The organism is Mycobacterium pinniadriaticum (genome assembly GCF_026242045.1).
Lineage (GTDB): Bacteria > Actinomycetota > Actinomycetes > Mycobacteriales > Mycobacteriaceae > Mycobacterium > Mycobacterium pinniadriaticum.
Genome location: NZ_JAPJDO010000003.1, coordinates 69,888 through 90,038 on the forward strand (window position 1 = coordinate 69,888; position 20,151 = coordinate 90,038).

At 69.1% G+C, this 20,151-nt stretch carries 21 protein-coding genes and 1 pseudogene; 12 read left to right on the top strand and 10 right to left on the bottom strand.

Annotated features, from left to right (window positions below; all coding sequences use genetic code 11):
• Window positions 1–8: 8 nt before the first annotated feature.
• Window positions 9–1,145: an alkaline phosphatase family protein gene (locus ORI27_RS04545; RefSeq protein ID WP_265995340.1), complete on the top strand. Its 1,137-nt coding sequence runs from the start codon at window positions 9–11 to the stop codon at window positions 1,143–1,145.
• Here the strand turns inward: ORI27_RS04545 and ORI27_RS04550 are convergent.
• Window positions 1,136–1,774: a nitroreductase family protein gene (locus ORI27_RS04550; RefSeq protein ID WP_265995649.1), complete on the bottom strand. Its 639-nt coding sequence runs from the start codon at window positions 1,772–1,774 to the stop codon at window positions 1,136–1,138. The two genes, ORI27_RS04545 and ORI27_RS04550, sit on opposite strands and share 10 nt — an antisense overlap.
• A 96-nt stretch (window positions 1,775–1,870) precedes the next feature.
• Here ORI27_RS04550 and yaaA point away from each other — a divergent pair, with 96 nt between their 5' ends.
• The 3 genes from yaaA to ORI27_RS04565 all read left to right on the top strand — a co-directional run bounded on the left by yaaA (window position 1,871) and on the right by ORI27_RS04565 (window position 4,511).
• Window positions 1,871–2,617 carry a peroxide stress protein YaaA gene (gene yaaA, locus ORI27_RS04555; protein ID WP_265995341.1) on the top strand — a complete coding sequence of 249 codons (747 nt, stop codon included), beginning with the start codon at window positions 1,871–1,873 and terminating at the stop codon, window positions 2,615–2,617.
• A gap of 20 nt (window positions 2,618–2,637) precedes the next feature.
• Window positions 2,638–3,237 (top strand): class I SAM-dependent DNA methyltransferase, encoded by a 600-nt coding sequence (locus tag ORI27_RS04560; protein WP_265995342.1) that lies wholly within the window; start codon window positions 2,638–2,640, stop codon window positions 3,235–3,237.
• 149 nt (window positions 3,238–3,386) lie between these two features.
• Window positions 3,387–4,511 carry a GGDEF domain-containing protein gene (locus ORI27_RS04565; RefSeq protein ID WP_265995343.1) on the top strand — a complete coding sequence of 375 codons (1,125 nt, stop codon included), beginning with the start codon at window positions 3,387–3,389 and terminating at the stop codon, window positions 4,509–4,511.
• Window positions 4,512–4,516: 5 nt separating this feature from the next.
• On the opposite strand, the gene ORI27_RS04570 is transcribed toward ORI27_RS04565, so the two are convergent.
• Both ORI27_RS04570 and ORI27_RS04575 read right to left on the bottom strand, forming a co-directional pair.
• Complete coding sequence (locus tag ORI27_RS04570) at window positions 4,517–4,915, bottom strand: nuclear transport factor 2 family protein (RefSeq protein WP_265995344.1); 399 nt, start codon at window positions 4,913–4,915, stop codon at window positions 4,517–4,519.
• Between the two features lie 4 nt (window positions 4,916–4,919).
• Window positions 4,920–5,261 (bottom strand): hypothetical protein, encoded by a 342-nt coding sequence (locus tag ORI27_RS04575; protein ID WP_265995345.1) that lies wholly within the window; start codon window positions 5,259–5,261, stop codon window positions 4,920–4,922.
• 118 nt (window positions 5,262–5,379) lie between these two features.
• Between ORI27_RS04575 and speB the strand changes: the two genes are divergently transcribed.
• Entirely contained in the window at window positions 5,380–6,378 is a 999-nt protein-coding gene (gene speB / locus ORI27_RS04580) for an agmatinase (RefSeq protein WP_265995650.1), read from the top strand.
• Here speB and ORI27_RS04585 read toward each other — a convergent pair.
• Together ORI27_RS04585 and ORI27_RS04590 are read right to left on the bottom strand one after the other, a co-directional pair.
• On the bottom strand, window positions 6,375–7,502 hold the full coding sequence (locus ORI27_RS04585) for a hypothetical protein (RefSeq protein ID WP_265995346.1): 1,128 nt from the start codon (window positions 7,500–7,502) through the stop codon (window positions 6,375–6,377). The genes speB and ORI27_RS04585 overlap by 4 nt on opposite strands.
• A complete protein-coding gene (locus ORI27_RS04590; RefSeq protein ID WP_265995347.1) occupies window positions 7,499–8,818 on the bottom strand; it encodes a hypothetical protein in 1,320 nt (439 codons plus the stop codon). The genes ORI27_RS04585 and ORI27_RS04590 overlap by 4 nt, the downstream gene beginning before the upstream one ends.
• 417 nt (window positions 8,819–9,235) lie before the next feature.
• Between ORI27_RS04590 and ORI27_RS32985 the strand changes: the two are divergent.
• Window positions 9,236–9,544: pseudogene (locus ORI27_RS32985) on the top strand (hypothetical protein); the annotation flags it as partial.
• A 5-nt stretch (window positions 9,545–9,549) separates the two neighbouring features.
• Here ORI27_RS32985 and ORI27_RS04600 read toward each other — a convergent pair.
• The 4 genes from ORI27_RS04600 to ORI27_RS04615 all read right to left on the bottom strand — a co-directional run bounded on the left by ORI27_RS04600 (window position 9,550) and on the right by ORI27_RS04615 (window position 14,599).
• Window positions 9,550–10,890, bottom strand: coding sequence for a CHAT domain-containing protein (locus ORI27_RS04600; protein ID WP_265995351.1), 1,341 nt, complete (start codon window positions 10,888–10,890; stop codon window positions 9,550–9,552).
• Window positions 10,887–12,566, bottom strand: coding sequence for a hypothetical protein (locus tag ORI27_RS04605; protein WP_265995353.1), 1,680 nt, complete (start codon window positions 12,564–12,566; stop codon window positions 10,887–10,889). Before ORI27_RS04605 ends, ORI27_RS04600 begins: the two co-directional genes overlap by 4 nt.
• Window positions 12,567–12,660: 94 nt before the next feature.
• Entirely contained in the window at window positions 12,661–13,158 is a 498-nt protein-coding gene (locus ORI27_RS04610; protein WP_265995354.1) for a lipoprotein LpqH, read from the bottom strand.
• 178 nt (window positions 13,159–13,336) lie between these two features.
• Window positions 13,337–14,599 carry an amidohydrolase family protein gene (locus tag ORI27_RS04615; protein WP_265995356.1) on the bottom strand — a complete coding sequence of 421 codons (1,263 nt, stop codon included), beginning with the start codon at window positions 14,597–14,599 and terminating at the stop codon, window positions 13,337–13,339.
• A 25-nt stretch (window positions 14,600–14,624) separates the two neighbouring features.
• Here ORI27_RS04615 and ORI27_RS04620 point away from each other — a divergent pair, with 25 nt between their 5' ends.
• Window positions 14,625–15,485 carry an AraC family transcriptional regulator gene (locus tag ORI27_RS04620; protein WP_265995358.1) on the top strand — a complete coding sequence of 287 codons (861 nt, stop codon included), beginning with the start codon at window positions 14,625–14,627 and terminating at the stop codon, window positions 15,483–15,485.
• Between the two features lie 212 nt (window positions 15,486–15,697).
• Here the strand turns inward: ORI27_RS04620 and ORI27_RS04625 are convergent, their stop codons facing one another.
• Window positions 15,698–16,396 carry a hypothetical protein gene (locus tag ORI27_RS04625; protein ID WP_265995359.1) on the bottom strand — a complete coding sequence of 233 codons (699 nt, stop codon included), beginning with the start codon at window positions 16,394–16,396 and terminating at the stop codon, window positions 15,698–15,700.
• A 216-nt stretch (window positions 16,397–16,612) separates the two neighbouring features.
• On the opposite strand from ORI27_RS04625, the gene ORI27_RS04630 reads away from it, so the two are divergent.
• From ORI27_RS04630 to ORI27_RS04650, 5 genes are read left to right on the top strand one after another with little or no spacing between them, the layout of a single operon-like run.
• Window positions 16,613–17,050 carry a hypothetical protein gene (locus tag ORI27_RS04630; RefSeq protein WP_265995360.1) on the top strand — a complete coding sequence of 146 codons (438 nt, stop codon included), beginning with the start codon at window positions 16,613–16,615 and terminating at the stop codon, window positions 17,048–17,050.
• Window positions 17,051–17,101: 51 nt separating this feature from the next.
• Complete coding sequence (locus tag ORI27_RS04635) at window positions 17,102–18,571, top strand: amidase (protein WP_265995361.1); 1,470 nt, start codon at window positions 17,102–17,104, stop codon at window positions 18,569–18,571.
• A gap of 58 nt (window positions 18,572–18,629) precedes the next feature.
• The gene (locus ORI27_RS04640; protein ID WP_265995362.1) at window positions 18,630–19,544 is read left to right on the top strand and encodes an alpha/beta fold hydrolase; all 915 of its coding nucleotides are present in this window, start codon (window positions 18,630–18,632) and stop codon (window positions 19,542–19,544) included.
• Window positions 19,528–19,767 (top strand): hypothetical protein, encoded by a 240-nt coding sequence (locus ORI27_RS04645; protein WP_265995363.1) that lies wholly within the window; start codon window positions 19,528–19,530, stop codon window positions 19,765–19,767. Before ORI27_RS04640 ends, ORI27_RS04645 begins: the two co-directional genes overlap by 17 nt.
• Window positions 19,748–20,101 (top strand): M15 family metallopeptidase, encoded by a 354-nt coding sequence (locus ORI27_RS04650; RefSeq protein WP_265995364.1) that lies wholly within the window; start codon window positions 19,748–19,750, stop codon window positions 20,099–20,101. Before ORI27_RS04645 ends, ORI27_RS04650 begins: the two co-directional genes overlap by 20 nt.
• The last annotated feature ends 50 nt before the right edge of the window (window positions 20,102–20,151 follow it).

A 20,151-nucleotide genomic window follows, 5' to 3' on the forward strand; every position in this document is an offset into this window, starting at 1 on the left:
TCGACGCCGTGGACCTGCCCCGCCCGGACGTCGACACCCCGCACCTGGCCGACGTGGTGCCGTCCGTCCTGGCGTCGATGGGGGCGGACGGTTTCGAGCCTCGTATCCCCCTGCCGCAGCCCGTCTGCGGAGCATGCGTCCTGCTGATCGACGGGCTGGGCGACGACCTGCTCGACGCCCACGCCGATGACGCCCCAGTTCTGGCCGGGCTGCGCGGCCGCACACTGCACGTGGGGTTTCCCGCCACCACCGCAGCCGGCCTCGCCGCGGTGGGTACCGGCCGTCCCTCGGGCGGGCACGGGATGGTCGGATATTCGTTTCGGCTGCCCGATGTCGGAGTGATCAATGCGCTGCGGTGGCGCCCCCACCCCTGGGGCGAGGACCTGCGGGAGCGGTCCGTGCCCGAGGAGGTGCAGCCGCTGCCCACCACGTTCGAACGGGCGGCGTCGGCCGGCGTCACGGTCAGCGTGGTCTGCGGCGCGGAGTTCACCGGCTCCGGGCTGACTCGGGCGGTGTTGCGCGGCGGGCGCTACGTCGGTGTGCACGGCCTCGGGGACCTGGCCGCCGCGGTCCGCACCGCGGTGGCCGGTGGCGGTTTCTGCTACGGCTACCACGGCGATCTGGATCTGCTGGGCCATCTGTACGGTCCTGGCTCGCCGGCCTGGCGGATGCAGCTGAGGCAGGTGGACCGGCTGGTGGAGTCCGTCGTCGAAGGACTGCCGGCCGGTGGCCTGCTCGCTGTCGTCGCCGACCACGGCATGGTGGCGATCGACGACGGGGATGCCGTCGACCTCGACGGTGCCCCCGCACTGCTCGACGGTGTGGCTGGCATCGGGGGCGAGGTACGGGCCCGCCACGTCTATGTGCGCGACGGAGCGGCCGGCGACGTGCTGGCCGCGTGGCGGGAGTCGCTGGCGGACCTCGCCTGGGTGGTTTCACGCGACGAGGCGATCGCCGCGGGCTGGTTCGGTGACACCGTGGACGACCGCGTGCGGCCGCGGATCGGTGATGTGGTGGCCGCTGCCACCGGGCGCGCCGCGCTGCTGCGACGGAAGGTCGAGCCCGCGGAGTCGGCGCTGATCGGCCAGCACGGGTCACTCACCAGTGCCGAGCAGCGGGTGCCGCTGCTGCTGGCCTACGGCTGAGCCGTATCCTCGGACAGCGCGGCCAGCACATCATCGGCGGGCGCATCCCATCGGTCGAGGTTGACCACGCTCGCCAGCGGTCTGCGGCGAAGCGGCCCGTGCCTGCCCCGGGGCCAGCTGACGACGACGTGGCCGGCGACCAGCCAATCGTCGGGCACCCCGATCGCCGCGCGGAGTAGGTCCGCCCCGCCGTAGGACGCCCACCCGGTCGGGCACGCCCCCAGGCCCTGAGCCCGGGCGGCCAGCAGGAAGTTCTGCATCGCCGGGAAGATCGAGCCGCCGAGCAGCAGCTCCGAGGCCGTCGGGTAATGCTGCTGGGTGAACAGCACTGAAGTGAATTCTCCTGCGCGGTCGTGTAATTCGTAGGTCGCGCGGTTGTTGCGGGCCTGCCGGCCGGTATCGTCGGGTGCGGGTCGGCTCATGCCGTACACCGGCTCGATGACTTCCAATGCCCGCGCCGCGGCCTCGGCGACGACCGCGCGCTGCTCGGGTGAGCGCAGCACCACGAACCGCCAGCCCTGGGCGTTCGCGCCGGAGGGCGCCCACGTCGCTGCCTGCAGGCATCGGCTCAGCGTCGCGTCGTCCACCGGCTCGGTGGTGAAGCGCCGGATGGTTCTCGCGGTCGACATCACGTCCCAGATATCGCTGCACGTTGCCCTCAACACGTTCCTCTCCGCGCCGGCCCGGGGAAACTCCGGGCCCCGCTGAGACTACGGTCTTGGGTCGTGATCGTTCTGCTTCCGCCGTCGGAAACCAAGCGCAGCGGCGGCGACGGCCCCCCGCTGCGGTTGGGCGAGCTGGGCAGCCCGGCGCTGCACCCTCTGCGCCGGGAACTGGTCGACGAGCTCATCGCGCTGGCGTCCGATCCCACCGCGTGCCGTCGTGCCCTGGGCATCTCCCCGGCACAGGACGCCGAGATCGAGCGCAACGCCACACTGCTGCGCTCACCGACACTGCCGGCGATCAACCGCTACACCGGCGTGCTCTACGACGCGCTGGATGTGGAATCGCTGCGGGGTGCCGCCGCGGCGCGTGCCCGGTCTCGGCTGGCGATCGGCTCCGCCCTGTTCGGCTTGCTGCGGGCCGACGAGCGAATACCGGCCTATCGGCTGTCGGCCTCGGCCAAACTCCCCGGCAGCGCGACCCTGGCGGCTCGCTGGCGGCCCGTCCTGGAACCGGTGCTGGCCGAGCTGGCCACCACCGAGCTGGTGGTCGATCTGCGCTCGGGGTCCTACGCCGCCCTGGGCAGGCTGCCCGACGCGGTGGACGTCGATGTCCTCGCCGAACATGCCGACGGACGACGCACCGTCGTCACGCACTTCAACAAGGCGCACAAGGGTCGGCTCGCCCGGGTTCTCGCGACGACGCGCTCCGAACCCGGTGACGCGGCCGCGGTGGCCGCCGTGGCCCGCCGGGCGGGCATGCGGGTCGAACGGACCGGCAACGAACTCACTGTCATCGTCGCGGCCTGACCAGTGTCAGGATGGTGGGCGTGAGTACCCGCTGGCAGAAGTCGACAGCACCGCGCGGTGATGATTACGACGCGCGCTGGACATCGCTGGCGGCCGCCGGCCAGAACATCCACGGCGAGGCCGATCTCGTCGAAGCCCTGCTGCACGAGTCGGGTGGTCGCTCGGTACTCGACGCGGGATGCGGTACCGGGCGGGTCGCGATCGAACTGGCCAACCGCGGGGTGTCGGTGGTCGGTATCGACGCCGACGCCGGCATGCTCGCCGCCGCACGGGCGAAAGCGCCGCAGTTGCTGTGGATCGAGGCCGACCTCGCCGCTTTGGAGTCCGCGGACGTCGACCGTGTCGACCTCGTCGTGTTGGCCGGCAATGTGATGATCTTCCTGGAACCGGGCAGCGAGGCGCGGGTGCTCGCGGAACTGGCGGCCCGGCTCAACCCGGGTGGGCTGCTGGTGGCCGGATTCTCGGTGCGCCCCGACCGGCTGTCGCTACAGCAGTACGATCAGGCCGCACAGTCCGCCGGACTGCTGCCGGAGGCCCGGTGGGCGACCTGGGACCGCGCACCGTTCGACGGCGGCGATTACGCGGTGTCGGTGCATCGGTTGGGCCGTTCGCTAGGCTGACCGAACAGGCGCTGGCGAAATCGTCGTCAAAACCGAGGGTGGCCAGTGCGAAAAGCGTTCGCTAGGCTCGGTACTCGGCGCCGCTAGGTCGAGTTCAAGATCGTTGCTGGCGGGTTGGGGTACCGGCCGGGTCAGGAAGGGATGGGTCGATGAGATCGGCGTTCTCCGCCCGTCCCGCGAACCAGTACTACACGTTGACCGCGTTGCTGGCGGCCCGTGGTGGGCAGACCTACACCTCCCGGGTGATCGCGGGCTGCGTCTTCACATTGGGCCTGGTGGCGTTGTTGACGATCGGCAGTTCGGCGAGCCTGCAGTGGCCGGGCAGCCGAATCCCGCTGATCGTGGTCACCGTTCTCTGCTTCGCGTCGACGTTGATCTGGCTGCGGCATCGCTGGCCGACCCGGACCGAATCGGGGGTGCTGGTCGGACTCGCGGCGGTCGCCATTCCGATCGGGACCGTCGTTCCGGTGATCCCGATGTACGGATTGCTCGGCTCGACGTCGTTCGCGCTGATCATCGGCTACACCGCGCTGTTCCACGGCCCGCGGCTGCTGGCCGCGATCCTGACCGTCGCCGCCGCCACCCTGGTCTACCTCGGCGTGCGGATCGCGCACGACGACCTTCCGCTCGCCCTGGCCGGTGTCGCGTTGATGCTGCTGCTGTACGTGTTCGCCGCATTCTCATGCCGACTGGTGGTGTGGCTGACCGGCACCGAGGACGGCGCTGACGCGGTCGAGCCGCTCACCGGGCTGCTCAACCGCGACGCTTTCTACCTGCAGACCGCGACGTTGCTGGCATCCCGAAACCGCGACGACGACCGCTACCTCGTGATCGCCGTCGTCAACATCGACAGTTTCGCCGCGATGGTTGCCGTCGCCGGGAATCGCGGGGTCAACCGGGCGCGGATCGGCGCCGGTCAGGCGCTGCGTGAAACGGTGCGCCGCGACGCGATCCTGGCCCACGTCGGTGAAGCCGAATTCCTGGTCGCCGACTGCTTCACCACCTCGGATTCGTCACCGTTGATCGAGCGCATCCGCGGTGCGATTTCGGCGACTCCGGGCGGGATGACGGCCAGCATCGGGGTGGTCAGCACGCCGCTACGTCCGCTGGTGGAGCACCCGCCGCACGAGATCCTCGACGAGATCGTCGCGCTGGCCACCACCGCGATGTACGAGGCGCGCCGCGCCGGCGGTAACCAGGCCCGCTACGTGGTACGGCCGAATCTCAGCGTCTCCGACGACGAGGCCGGCGGACACGACACCCCGCTGCTCTAGCCCCTTCAGCGCGTGGCCCGGCGCACGTCGGCGGGTGCCCCGACCGAATCGGGGTCGACCTCCACACCATAGGACGTGATCGATGCGATATCGGCGCCCGTGAATCGGCAGATATGACAACTCGAGACGATGGTGACACCGTCCGGCCGCTGGTAGCGGCCCAACACTTCCACGACGACGGTGTCGTCCTGCTCCACGGTCAGGCACCGGTCCCAGGTCGCGACGGTGCCGGCCAGACCACCGGCGGTCTCCCGGCACGTTGCGGTGACCGCGTCGGCACCCTCGAGGACGGAGTAGCCGACGATCGTCCACTGAACGTCACGGGCCAGATGCCGGAGGGCTTCATCGAATCGGTGCTGGGCGAAGGCGCGGGCGATCTCGGCCCGTTCGGGGGGTCGGCTCACGGTGCTAACGCCGGGCGCCTCGGGTGGCGCGTTTGACCCCGGTTCGCTGGGAGGATTGTTGCTGCCCGTTGCCACGATGGCCGAGCTCGTGGATCACCAGCGCGGCGCCGCCCGCGGCCAGGATCGGCCATTCGACCAGACCAGCGACGCCGACCGCCGCCAGGGTGAGCGCCGCGGCGACCGACGAGCGGCCGCCCCCCTTGACGCCGTTCTTCACTCCGGCCGCCGCTCCCTCGACCGCGCCGATCGCTCCGGTCACCACCGCGCCCCCGACCGCACCGGCGGTCGCGGTGGCCGCGTCCGCGACGCGGACGATCCCGCGCCGGGCCTCACCCACTACGTTCATGACTGCTCCCGTCCAACTCCCTGCTGTCGAGGCTAATCGCCGGTGGGGTTCCGGCGGTAGTGTCTGCTCAATGAGCTCCGGCCACGAACACCCACCCGCGCGTGACCTGCCCCCCGGCATGGCCGGGCAACTGGACCTGCCCTACGCGGGTCTGGCCTCGTTCGGACACCGCCCGTTTCTCACCGAGCCCGAGCAGTTGGACAGCTGGCGGCCGGATGTGGCGATCGTCGGGGCACCGTTCGACATCGCCACCACCAATCGGCCCGGCGCACGCTTCGGCCCGCGGGCGATCCGGGCCACCGCCTACGAACCCGGCACCTACCACATGGATCTCGGGTTGGAGATCTTCGACTGGCTGGAGGTCGTCGATTTCGGCGACGCGCACTGTCCACACGGACTCACCGAGGTGTCGCACGCCAACATTCGCGAGCGGGTGCACACCATCGCCTCCCGCGGCATCGTCCCGGTGGTGCTCGGCGGCGATCACTCCATCACCTGGCCGTCGGCCACTGCCGTCGCCGACGTGCACGGCTACGGCAACGTCGGGATCGTGCATTTCGACGCCCACGCCGACACCGCCGACATCATCGACGGCAACCTGGCCAGCCACGGCACCCCGATGCGCCGGCTGATCGAATCCGGGGCGGTGCCCGGAACCCATTTCGTCCAGGTCGGCCTGCGCGGCTACTGGCCGCCGCAGGACACCTTCGAGTGGATGCAGGACCAGGGCATGACCTGGCACACCATGCAGGAGATCTGGGATCTCGGCTTCAAGGAGGTCATGCGCCGAGCGGTGGGCGAAGCCCTCGCCAAGGCGGAAAAGCTCTATGTGTCAGTCGATATCGACGTCCTCGATCCCGCTCATGCGCCCGGCACCGGAACCCCCGAGCCGGGCGGGATCACCAGCGCCGACCTGCTGCGCATGGTGCGGCAGCTGTGCTACGAGCACGACGTCGCCGGCGTCGACGTCGTCGAGGTCGCACCGGCTTACGACCATGCCGAGCTGACGGTCAACGCCGCACACCGCGTCGTGTTCGAGGCACTGGCCGGCATGGCGGCGCGCCGCCGCGACGCGGCCAATGCCAAACCGGGGCCGCCGTCGCCGTTGGCCACCTAGTATTCGGATTCGGCGGCCAGGAGCTCGGCCAGATAGGAGTCGGGCCCCGGCTCGGCCAGCCGCTGCCGGGCGAACCGCCGGACCCGCGCACGTGATTCCGCGGGTTCGGTCACCATCGCCCCGACGCTGACCACGGTGATCGACCAGTCCTGGTCCCACGCGGTGGCTTCGGTCACCGGTTGATCCGTCGCATCAAGCAGCCCGATCATCGCCCGGCCCGAATCATCCAGTACACCGGCTGCCGTCAATGCGCCGCTGCGGAATTCGACCGGGATCCCCGCAGCCGAGCCGGGGCCCACCACCGAGACGTGCAGTACCGCGCTCACCCGACCGCCGTCGGCGGTCACCGCCCAGGTGATGGTGTCCTCGGCGGCGTCGAACACCCCGCCGGGCACCGCGGACCAAGCTATTGATGCGGTACCCCGCGCGATCGGTCCGACCGGTGCGGCTCCGTTGTCGGATCCCGCGGCCAGCGCGTAGTCGTCGGGGTGACCGGCGGGCGCCGGTTGCCCGGTCATCTGCTCGACCGTGTCGGTCAGTTCGGCCCAGCCCGGGCCCTCGACGCCGACCTCCTCGGCGAGCTCAACGCACCTGACCACCAGGTCCACCACTCGCGGATCACCCAGCAGCAGATGCGTGCTGAGGGCCCCAGCGTGTGGGGACAGTAGCGCGGCGATATCGGCGTCGAGGGTTTCGGATCCCACGAAGTCCTCGACCTGCGCAGTCACCGCAGCGATCTCGGCGTCCAGCAATGCCGGGTCCAACGAAGCGATGCCGTCGCGAATGCTGGCCGGCCACCACCGGCGCAGCCAGTGCCCGAAGGCCAGGCGGCGAAGCCCATCCAGTGCACCGGGGCGCACCTCGACGCCTGAAAGATCCATTCCTGCAGCGTGTTCCGGTGGTCGCGCGGTGGCCTCGGCCACGGCGCGGTGCCCGGACTCGCCGACCACCCGCCACAGCCAGTCGGCTCGTACGGTGTCGGTCAGGGTGATCTGGGCTTGTGCGCCGGGCTCGTCGACGGTCCAGGCCAGCACCGCACCGTCGACTTCGGCGACGGCGACCAGGGGCACCGGGGCGACCGTGGGGCCGGTCCGCCACAGCCCGGATTCGGCGACCAATCTCATGAGGTCACCTGGACTTCCAGCATCGACTTGATCCGCTGGCGATGATCGAGGCTGACCGAGCGGGCGACCCCTTCCAGCAGAGCGCGCAGATCATCGACGTCGCCGCAGGACTCCTGCCAGACGTCACGGCCATGCAGCCGGGCCCATAGCCGGTTCAGATATGGCCGGGCGAAGCACGCCAGGTCTTCGACGATCTGACGTTGACGCGGATGAACCGGAGCCGCACCGGCCAGCACCCGGCGGGCATGCAGCACATACGCCTCCTTGCGCAACCTGGCCTGAATCGTCGCGGCCAGTTGATACCGGCTCACCGCACGATCGTCGAGTGGGCTGAGCTGACCGGCGACCTCGATACCGGCCACCAGCGCGGCCTGCTTGTCCTCGCCGAGGAAACCCCATGGCGCACAAGCTCGGTCGACCTCCTCGGCGCACAGCAATGGCACGTCGGGCAGCTCGTCGCGATCCAGGGCGCGGCGCAGGGTGGCTCGGACGCGGTCCACCACACTGCGGTCCAGGGGCCGGTCACGTTCCACCCCCCCGATCAGCGGGGGTGGATGCAGGGGCAGTGCCGTCGTCAGACCGAGTTCGAGGATCGACCACGGCAGCGCCGAAGGCTGCGTGCGTGCCCGCGCACCCAGGTTGTGGGGTGTGGCGTCGGCGATCAGTGCCGACCAAACCCGTTGGCGGGCAACGGTGGCGCGATGCCCGTCGGTGGGTCCCAGTACCGTTGTCAGACCGGCCAGGAAGGGTCCGCTCATGCTGTCGTCGGCGCGCACATCGGCCCAGCTGTCGCGTAACTGTGCGGAGAGCCGGGCGAGAACTTGCGGCGAGCCGACATGCTGGTTGAGCACCTCGACGGCGGTGCGGTCGCGATCGTCGTGGACGGTGCGCAGCGTCTCGGCCGCTGCCTGCCGCCCACCAGCGCCGGGCTCCCCCAGGGTCACCGCCAGTTCAAAACACACCGGGAAATAAAGGTCTTGGGCATTGCCGGTGGTGATCCGCAGCCGACGCCGTTCGAGCTTCATCAGCTCGAACCATGCCGCCGTCGACCGCAAGCGGTCGGCATGACCCATGATCAGGTCAACCATTCGGGCCGCGGTGCCAGCGTCGACGAAGGGGGCGGAATACGCGGGGTTACTGCGCAGCCGCAGGACCAGCGGGTCGATGATCCGCTTCACCGTGCGGCGCAACGGCCCACCGTCGTCACCGCTGAGGACTTCCACGCCCGGCCCGACCGCCCGCCACGCGCGGTCGATCACCGCGCGTCGCGGCTGCGACGTGCCGACGGCGGTGACCGTGTCCGGGGCGGCGCTCATCCGGACAGGATAAGGGCAGCCCAAAGTTGGGTTCGGTAGCCGGTGACGGTGGGCAGGCTGCCGACCATGTCTGATGCACTGCTGGGCGCCATCGCCGTCGTCTCCGCCATCACCCTTGCCGCGATCATCGTCGCGGCCGGTCTCGCCGGCCAACCGCCCCGGCCGGCACGCCCACGCCGAGCTCGCTGCCCGCGCTCGATCGGCGTCGGTACCGTACAGATGGTGGCGGACGCGGACGATCCCGTGATCGTCATCGAGGTGGAAAGTGTTGCCGGCCAGCGCTTCACCGGACGGCTGTGCCACGGCCACGGCGATCCGGTGGTCTCGGCGCTGAGGCCGGGGGTGATTGTGTTGGTGTCCTTCGACCCGGCCAGCCGCAACCACCTCTCGCTGGCCGACGACGCCATCGCGGTGCGGGCCGCCGTCGACCACACGCTGGTTCGTCAAGGCGTGCTCACCGACGATCAGCTGGATGTGATCCGGTTCGGCACCCGTTCGTGCGGGGTGGTGACCGGGATGCGGCCCACCGGCCGCGAGCGGGCCGCCTACCTCGAGGTGGAACTCGACCTCATGGTCACCCGCCCCGGTGGTGGTCAGTTCCCGGCCCGCGAAACCACCCTCGTGCCGGAAACCGCGCTGCTCAAGGTCTCCCCCGGCAGCATCATCGACGCCTACTACCTGCCGGAGGACGAATCCGCGATCGCGGTGTGCGTGCCACCGGCGTGAGCGGGTCACCGCGCACCCCCGACCGCGAACGTGACCAGCGCAGCCCAGTACAGCGGGCTGGCGGTGACGTCGCCGTCGCGCCACCGGCGCATCTGCTCGCGCTGCCACCTGTTGAGACTCAACACCGCGTCGTCATCCTCGTGCGCCTTGTCGACGGCGATGACGATCTCGGCCATCGGATCCTCGGCGCGGACGGTGAACCGGCGATATCCGGCGGTGGTGGGCAACGACCACAGCGTCGCGGTCACCAGTTCGCTGCCGCACAGAACCATCGCGGCGACCAGTCCGGTCGCCTCGTCGAATTGATAGTCGCCGCCGGAACCGCACGCGAGCAGCGCGACCCTGGGCGGCGCCGGCAGTGCGGCGGCCATCAGGTCGGAGGCCAGCAGCGGGCGGTGATTCCCGACTGGTTCGGCGGCACCCTCGGCCGCGGCCGTGCAGGCCAGATGCAGGGCGGCGCGATCGGCGTAGCCGTGGGCACGGTCGGCGGCGCTGGCATGGCCGACGAACAGCAACCGGCTCGGGGCGCACTCCAGGAGCGTGGCCAACCAGGTTCGGTCGGCGTCGGTGCGGCGGAACAACTCCACCGCGGCATCGACCTGGGGCAGTACCGGACGGCGCGCGAGGAGTTCGCCGAAATGGCGGGACAGCGCAGTCTGGCTCGACGGCCGGCCCAGCACCGAGCCCAAGGGTGAATCCGGCCGCTGACCCGGAACGCGGGGATCGACCACCAGAAGTGCTGGAGCGCTGCGCCTTTCGCGCCATTGCACCGGTATGCGCGGTGCATGCGCGATGTTGGGTGGCACGGCCAGCACCACATCAGCCAGCTCCATGAGACGCAAGCCCTCGGTGACGGTGTCGATATCGTCCAGCTGCCACCGAATGCGGGCCGCGTTGGTTCCCTTGAAGGTGACCGCCGCCTTGCGCGCGGCGATCAGCTCCTCGGGATCCGGACCGGTCAGCGGAACCGCCAGCAGGCCCCACGGGATGCGCGCCAGCCGGGCACTGGGAGAGATGAACAGCACGGGCCGCGGATCGGCGACGCAATCCGAGATCAGTTGCCACGCCGGTGCGGATATCAACAGCGCGCCCAGGATATAGGCGAGGGTCAGCTCGCCCTGTGCGGTGGCGAACGGCCCGCGGGTCAGCGCCCGGTCCAGCGCCTCGGTGAGGCTCTCGTCGCCGTCCGGGTCTGGTAATGCCGCTTGGAGTTCCTTGAGCGCGGCCAGCACGATCGGCTCGTGCAGCACCCACGTCACGGTCCCCCCGGGCTGGCCGATGATGCGCAGGCTGGCATAGGTCGCGACTCCGACGTCGGCAAAGCGCAGGACGAGCGTGGTGCTCATGGCCACGTCGACCACGCGGCCCCGCCGGAGGTGACGGCCTGGCCGTAGCGGTTGTGGGCCAGCAGTCGGTAGCGGGCGAGGATTGGCGCCCCGCCGGGGTCCATCTGTAGGGGTGGCAGCGGTCCCAGCGTGGTGAGCGTCAGTGCGTCGACCGAGTACCCGCTGGCGGCCAACGCCTCCTCGTCGAATGTCTCCACCGGCGCCACCGCAGTTGCCGGGGCATCCCACCCGCTGTCTTGCGCACGCGGTTCGTGGGCAAAAGTGCCACGCGCACAATGATATTCGATCAGTTCGCTGAGGAGTGCGTCGTTCTCCGACTCCCACGCCACCGAGAACGCGCCGGCCAGCATCCGTGCCGACACCGCCGACGCCCATCGCCAGCGCGCGTCGGCGTCCGGCATGGCGTAGCGCACGGAGTCCACGGCCAGGGCGGCGGGAATCTTCAGTTCGGCAGCTTTCTCCAGTTTGGCCATGGCGTTGCGGTGGCGCTCACTCCCGGCCTCGAACCGGGTGAGGCCGGCGGAGGCCACCTGGCTCTCCTGGACCTGCTGCCAGCTGTCCCACGGATCGCCGGCACCGTCGACGTTCAAGTCGGCCAGGGCGTCGGCCCGCCAGATCGAGCCGAGGTGGTCGTCGAGGCGGGCGTACTGCAACCAACTCGATCGCGGCCAGTCGTCCAGGAACGCGCGAGCCTCGGCCACCCGGTCGACCGCCTCGGCGAAGCGTCCCCGGAACACCGAGATCCAGCTGCGTTGCAGCAGGATGCGATGGATGTACAGCGGGCGGCCCAGCTCTCGCCACTGTGTTTCGGCATGTCCCCAGGATTCGTCGGCCTCTTCCAGCCAGCCGAATCCCAACCGGGTGAGTCCGAAATACCACCAGCACCGGGCGACGTCATGGGCGCGTGAATGCTCGGCGATCACCGGATAGGCGGACCCGACCAGTCGCTCGGTGGATTCGTGGTCCCCCCGCATCCAGGCGGCTGCGGCAGTCTCGAGTTCAGCTCGCGCCCAATACAATCCCCACTCCCGGCGCTGCGCTCGGGCGCCCGCCCGGTGTAGCCACTGCTCGCCTTCGCCCAGTCTGCCGGTCTCCACGCAGAACCGGCCGTAGGCGATTCCGGCGGCAACCAGGAGCTGGTCGGCGTCGTCGGTGCCGTCGGTCAGTCCGTCAACGATCGGGATGATCTCCTGCCACAGTGCCGAGGCCGGTACGTGCAGATCGTCGTCGCACAGCGCCGTCGCGCACAGCACAGCGGCCAGGGTCGACAGATGGCGCTGTTCGGCTTCCAGGTCGGGGAGCTGTTGCCCGGCTTCGTCATCGTGCAGGCCGGCGAGCTCGGTCGCGGCTTCTTCGTGATCGCCGGCCGCCGCGGCCAGGCCGGTGCGCAGGTATCGGGCCCGCAGGGTATAGCGGGCGACCAGATGGCCGGTCGGCGCGCCGTCGGCGTACTGGGCGAGGCAGTCGGTCATCCGCCGGAGGCACTCGCGGGTGCCGTCGTAAGCCGTTCTGGTGAGGTAGATCTCGCCGAGCTGGGCGTAGACCTCGAGGGCCAGGTCGTCGCGACCCTCGCGTTCGATCTCCGGCATGAGCGACAGCAGCAGCTCCTTGGCCACCTCCTCCTTGGCGGCAAGCGCGAGCTGGCGGGCCCGCTGCAGCTCAGTGTTGATGGACACGGCTGGATCATAAGTCGGCCGAACGGTTCGGAGCCGCCGAGACGGCGGACGTGCCCGGCACGTCCGCCGTCCCTCTCCCGCGATGCCGGCCACCTCAGCTGCAGGTGACGGTGATCTCGAACTTCTTGCTGATCATGCCGGCCATCGGGTTCTTCATATCGGCGCCGGCCGCCTCACCGGTGATCGTGTAGGTGTTGCCATCCACCTTGACGTCGGCAGAACCGGTCTTCATGCCCATGTTGTCGCTCACCGCGAGTGCGTTGCCATCGACGACCATCCCCAGGGACTGCACCTTCGGCGGCTGACCGTCGGTCATGACCACACCGAGCCCCTGCTGACCACCGACCGCCCCACTGGCGATATTGATCGTGTTGCCCTGCTTGACGCAGGTCACGGTGTTCAGGTCCAGGCCCTGCAGGTCGTTTCCCTCGACCTTGACCGACGTCTTCCCGCCGGAGGCGACCGCGGCGCTGGTGGGCGCGGGACCCGTCGCCGAGCTGGTGGGATTGGTGCTGCTGTTGTTGTCGGAGCAGGCCATCAGGAGCATGCTGCAGCCGACCACGCCGACACCAACCGCGAGAATTCGTTTCACCTGTATTCCCTTCGTTCGCGCGGCGCCTCGGTGGCACCGTCACGAACCAAGTACAGGCTCCGGTGGTCGCTACCGATCCCAAACTTTTCGCGACGCGGCGGCCGTCGAGATCGACGAAATGCGGGCGTTTATTCGCACTTCCCCGGCGATTTGTCGGTTTGGGCGTGAACGACGGGGCTCAGGCTTTGGCCAGCTGCTTTTCGGCGTAGCGCTGCGCCCATTCCTTGCGGGAGCGGATGGACACGTCGACATCGGCACCCTTCGCGCGCAGCCCTTTGACAGTGGCGTCTTTCTTGGCGGTACGGGCGAACGGGTCCCAGCTGAAGAACCGGCAGGAGTTCTCCCAGGTGATCTTGTTGATGTCCGAGTCCGAAGCGCCCGCGGCGTTCAGTTCCGCAAGAACCTGCTCGGGTGCGTCGGGCCAGAAGCAATCCGAGTGCGGGTAGTCGCACTCCCAGGCGATGATGTCGATGCCGATCTCGTGGCGGAGTTTCAGCGAGGTCTTGTCGGTGACGTAGCAGGCCAGCGAGTGCTCGCGGAACACCTCACTGGGCATCTTGTCGCCGAAGTCGCGCCGCAGCCATTTCTGGTTGGTGTAGTGGCGGTCGCTGCGGTCGAGGTAGAACGGGATCCAGCCGATACCGCCCTCGGAGAAGGCGAACTTCAGGTCGGGATAGTTGCGCATCGCCGGTCCCCACAGCAGATCCTGGGCGCACATCGCCGACACCTGGGTGGCCAGGATGATCATGTTGTCGATGGGCGCGTTGGGCGCCATGCTGATCGCGCCGAACCCGGTGCCGATGTGCAGGCACATCACCACGTTCTCCTCGGATAGCGCCCGGAACACCGGACCCCAGTAGTCCTCGTCGTGATAGCTGGGCAGACCCTCCAGATGCGGGAGTTCGGGCATGGTGACGGCCCGGCAGCCCTTGGCCGCGACCCGGCGGATCTCGGCGCACATCCCCTCGGGCGTCCAGGTCGGCAGGATCGCGATGGGGATGAAGCGGTCCGGATAGGAGCCGGCCCATTCGTCGATGTGCCAGTCGTTGTAGGCAGACACCATCACCAGGGTGATGTCCTCGCGAGTCATGTTGAGGTGCCGCGCGGAGAAGCCGGTGAACGTCGGGAAGCACATCGAGGCCAGGATGCCGTTGCGGTTCATGTCGCGGACCCGCTCATGGACGTCGTAAACGCCGGGGCGCATCTCGGCGAAGCCGGCCGGATCGCGACCCCACTCCTCGGCAGGCCAGGACACCACCGCGTTCAGCCCGCTCACGCCCTGCGGGCGGCCCTGGTACATCCACTGGTCGACGCCCTTGTCATCGGTGACGACGATCGGCGCGTCCGGCTTGTACTTGGCCGGGACGTGGTTGAGGAACATGTCGGGCGGCTCGACCACATGGTCGTCGATGCTCACCAGAATCAGGTCGTCGACGTTCATGTTTCAAGTTGTACCCTCGATAACCATGACCGTCTCCGCACATTCGGCCAGAGGTTTGGCCGAAACGGCCAAGATGCGGCCGGGGGCGCAACCGGCCAACATCGGCCAGGTGGAGCTGCGCCGGGGCGGGCGGGTCCTGGCGGGCAGCTACCTCTACGAGGGCGACCTGCTGGTCACCGGCTGGCATTTTCACGACATGCACCAGGTCGAATACGCGATCGGTGGGGTGGTCGAGGTCGAGACGGCATCGGCACACTATCTGTTGCCGCCCCAGCAGGCGGCCTGGATCCCCGCCGGGCTGGAGCACCAGGCGACGATGAATCCGTCGGTCAAGACACTGGCGGTGATGTTCGACCCGGAGCTCATCCCCAATCCCGGCGATCGCGCCCGGATTCTGGCGGTTTCCCCGCTCATCCGGGAGATGATGCTCTACGCACTGCGCTGGCCGATCTACCGCGCCGACGAGGACGAAGCGTCCGACCTGTTTTTCGGCACGCTGGCCAACCTGGTGGCCGAGGCACTGGATCACGAAGCGCCGCTGAGCCTTCCGAGCTCTGACGACCCTATCGTGGCGGCGGCGATGGCCTACACGAAGAACCATCTGCAGTCGGTGAGCCTGCAAGAGGTCTGCCGCGCGGTCGCCGTCTCCGAACGCACACTGCGACGCCAGTTCCAGAACGAGGCGCAGATGTCCTGGCGCACCTACCTGTTGCACGCCAGGATGTTGCGGGCGATGGCACTACTGGCCGGCCCGGCCCAGAGCGTGCAGCAGACCGCCACCGCCGTCGGCTTCGACAGCGTGGGCTCGTTCACCCGGGCCTTCAGTCAGTTCTGCGGGGAAACCCCGTCGTCATACCGAAGGCGTGTCGCCAGCACCGGTGTGTGACGTGTCCGCGCGCCGGCGGGTTCGCTCATGCCAGCGCAGACGCAATAGCAGCAGCCCGCGGTGCGCCTCGAACCCCAGCGACAACGGATGGCGCCAGGGACCCGATCGTGTCCGTCGTGTTTGTGCCACGACACCACTGTGCCACCCGGCCGACAGCGGCCGCCGCGACACGCGCCGCACTGTGCTGGTTGTCACCTGAAGTTCGTTGTCTGTCAAGAATCCTCGTCGGCACCCGTGATCGCAGCGACCAGCGGGCCGAGTTCGCCGCCGACGGCCCCTCGAACCTCCTGGCCGGCCCGTTTGGCCGACTCGTTGACGTCACCGCGAGCCGCGGTCGCCGTGGCCCGCAACTCCTCGATGTTGCGGCCCAACGCTTCACGCACATTGTGCCCCTGGGTGGCGGCGATCGCCACCGCGAAGGCGCCGTCGAAGGCCGAGCCCGCCACCGTGCCCTGGGCGGAGGCCAGGGAACCGGCGACCTCGCCCGCGTAGCCGAGGATCGCCACCGGAAGGGTGGCCTGATGCCCGACGAAGGTTGTGACAGCGGCACGAAGCCGTCCGCCGGCTTCGCCGATCACGTCCTGTACACCCGTGCCGGTGCGCTCCCAGGCCGCGGCGAGGGTATCTCCGTCTTGAATGGCACCCGCGAACGTGGCCGGTGCGTGCGCGACGGCGGTCGTGACATCGGTTGCAGCATCGATCAATTGGCTGCTGAGGGCCTGACCGACGGCGATCTGGCGCTCGAGGACCTGGCGAATGACGATGTTCATCCGTGATTCGTGATCTTCGTCGCCGCCGACCTCGCCCGGCAGGAGGTCCTCGTCGGGTTCGTCGGCGGCAATCGGTGTGGCGTCGTCATCGACGGCCGGAACGGCGGAGACTGTTTCGAACTCGGTCGGAGTTTCAGACATGCGGCCAGTCAACCCCGCCGGGCCGACCGGACGATATCGGCGAGGTGACGGGCGGGACTCCGGAAGGCGAAGAGAAAGCGGCCCGGCCGTCCCCGGTTACCAGAGTGCCGTCAGTTGGCCTCCAGGTAGTTGCCAGACAGTGCCCCTATTCTCAGTTTTCGCGTCCCGGCGACTGTGACGCTGCATGTCGGAGACCAGCGTGGAGGACGATCGCCTATGACCAAGCTCATTCGACTCGGGCTGGGAGCCCTCGGCCTCGGTGCGATGTCGATCACGGTGGGGTCCGGTGTCGCCCTCGCCGACGACTATGCCGGGCAGTCGTATTCGGACGCCTCCTCGGCCATCAGCGACGCCGGCGAGACGCCCGTGGTCGCCACCTCCGTCGGGGACGGGGTCAGCCAGAGCGACTGCGTGGTGACCCGCTCGCAGAAGGCGTCCTGGCTCAAGGGCGACAACTTCTCCCCCGTCACCGACACCGTGCTGCTCTACCTGAACTGTGACGCCAAACTCGCCAGCGCGGGCAAGCCCGGCAACTCGTTGGCCAGCCCCGAGGGCCAGGCGGAGGAGGCATCCGAGGAAGAGCAGGCGGCCAAGGAAGCCGCCGCCGCGCAGCAGAGCGAATCGAGCGAACTGCTCAGTCCCGGCGGCGACTGAGGATCGCGCCCGGGTTGCCGCCTGGCGCCGCGGCGGCGAGGATCCGTGAGAATGGACGCCAAACTTGCCGCTGACCTCGCCGACCTCGACGCCATCGGGCAGGCCGAGTTGGCCGCGTCGGGAGGGGTGTCGGCGGTCGAGCTGCTCGACGCGGCGATCACCCGCACCGAAGCCACCCGCGGGCTCAACGCCGTCATCACCGATCTCTTCGAACGGGGACGTGATCAAGCGGCGGCGCTCGACCGGGCCGGAACGTTGCGCACCGGTGCGAACGGTCCGCTCGCCGGAGTTCCGTTTCTGCTCAAGGATCTGGGCGCATCGCTGGCCGGTGTCCGCGAGTCGATGGGTTCGCGGGCACTGCGCACCTACGTCGCCACCGAGACCGCATGGATCGTCGAGCGCTACCTGGCGGCCGACCTGGTGGTGTTCGGCAAGACCAACACCCCGGAATGGGGCAACCACTGCACAACCGAGCCGTCGCTGTTCGGCCGCACCGCCAATCCGTGGTCGCCGGACATCACCCCCGGTGGCTCCAGCGGCGGATCGGCCGCCGCGGTGGCAGCGGGGGTGGTGCCGGCCGCATCGGGGGGTGACGGGACCGGCTCGATCCGGGTGCCCGCCGCCTGCTGCGGACTGGTCGGACTCAAACCCCGACGGGCCCGGACGTCGTTCGCGCCGTCCGGGCACCTCTTGGAAGGGCTGGCCGTCGAGCACGCCCTGACCCGCACGGTGCGCGACAGCGCCGCCCTGCTCGACGCGGTGACCGGAGGGGCGCCCGGTGATCCGTACAACGCACCGTTGCCGGCGACGCCGTTCCTGCGCGCCATCGACCAACCGCCGCCACCGCAGCGGATCCTGATCGCCACCGGATCCCCGTTTCCCGCTCCCCAAACCGATCCACGCGTCGTTGCCGCCGTCGAAATCGCCGGGCGCGCACTGGAATCGATCGGCCATCACGTCGAACCGGGAGCGCCCGGATTCGACGCCGACGCCGTCGCCGGCGCGATCGCGGTGCTGCACAACGTCAGCAACGTGCAGCTGTACAACTTGGCCCGATCACACCTTGGCCGCGACCCGTTCGAGGACGAATTCGAGGCAAGCAGTTGGGTGATGATGCGAGAGGGCTTCACTACCTCCGGCGTCGACTACGCCGATGCCATCGACATCATCCACGCTCAAACCCGACAGTTCGTCGCGGGCCTGGGTGCCCACGACGTGCTGCTCGTCCCGACGCTGCTGGCGCCACCACCGCACTATGGCGTCCTCGATCAGCCACGAGGCACCACCCGGGCGTTCTTCGACGTCGAATTCGCCCATACCGGGTGGACGACCATGGGCAACGTGACCGGCTGGGCGGCCATCTCACTTCCGCTGGCGGCCACCGAGGACGGCCTGCCCATCGGTGTTCAGCTGATGGCGCCCGAGGAGACCGTCCTGCTGCAGCTGGCCGCCCAGCTCGAGCAAGCCATCCCCTGGGCGCAGCGCCGTCCGCCGGGCTGGCTCGGCACCCTCGCATCCTGAGCGATACCCCTTTGGGTGATCCGCACAGCGGCCGTCGGCCGCGTGACACACTGTGCCCATGGTTGTCGCTATCGCTCGTCCGAAGTTGGAGGGCAACATCGCGGTCGGTGAGGACCGCCAGATCGGTTTCGCGGAATTCGGCAGCGCCCACGGGCGGGCGGTCTTCTGGCTGCACGGCACCCCGGGGGCCAGGCGCCAGATCCCGGTGGAAGCCCGGGTCTTCGCCGAGCAGAACGACATCAGGCTCATCGGGGTCGACCGGCCCGGCATCGGATCCTCGACCCCGTTCCAGTACGACAACGTGCTGGCCTTCGCCAACGACCTGACGATCATCGCCGACACCCTCGGCGTCGAGAAAATGGCCGTTGTCGGGTTGTCCGGCGGCGGTCCGTACACCCTGGCCTGCGCCACCGCGATGCCCGATCGCATCGTGGCGGCCGGAGTGCTCGGCGGGGTGGCCCCGACCGTGGGCCCCGACGCGATCAGTGGTGGGTTGATGAAGCTGGGTACCGTCGCAGCCCCGATCATCGAGGTGGCCGGGGCGCCGCTCCGGCTCGCGGCCGTCAGCCTCATTCGGTTGATCAGGCCGGTCGCCGAGCCCGCCCTCTACATCTACGCCGGGATCTCCCCGGAGGGCGACCGCAAGATGCTGGTTCGTCCCGAATTCAAGGCAATGTTCCTCGACGATCTGCTCAACGGCAGCCGTAAGCAACTGGCGGCCCCGCTGGCCGACATCGTGGTGTTCGCCCGGGACTGGGGTTTCCGGCTGGACGAGGTCAAGGTTCCGGTGCGGTGGTGGCACGGCGACCGCGATCACATCGTGCCGTTCGCGCACGGCGAGCACGTGGTGTCCCGACTGCCCGACGCCGAATTGCACGCGCTTTCGGGCGAGAGTCATCTCGCCGGCCTGGGCCGGGCCGAGGACATCCTGCGCACCATGCTCGAGCTCTGGGACCGTGACGAAAACCCGTGACCGGGTATTGATTCGCCTCCCCATCGCCGCGACGGCAGCGCTGGCCATCCTTCCCGTTTCAGCGCCCGCCGCGCGCGCCGACTCCCCTGCTCCCGCGGATTTCGTGGCGCTGTCCGACGTCGATCCGTCGATCCTGCAGGAGATCCGGTACGCCACCGCGCACGACTTCATCGCCCGATCCCATCGACGGGTACCGCAGCCCGATGTGCATCCTCACCCGTGAAGCGGCCGAGGGGCTGCGGCGCGCCCAGCAGGATTTCGCTGGGCTCGGCTACACCCTCAGGGTGTACGACTGCTACCGCCCACAGCAGGCGGTCAACGAATTCGTTTCGTGGGCAACCAATCTTGATGACCAGAGAATGAAGGCCGAGTTCTATCCGCGGGTCGACAAGGCGAATCTGTTCGACGACGGCTACATCGCCGAACGCTCGGGGCACAGCCGTGGTTCGACCATGGACCTCACCCTGGTCGGCGTTGCCGGCAACGCCGACCCCGCCCTACGTCCCCGGTCAGCCGCTGATGGACTGCACTGCACCACAACAGGTTCGGTTTGGTGACAACTCCATCGAGTGGTGGCACTACACCTATCAGCCGGAGCCATACCCCG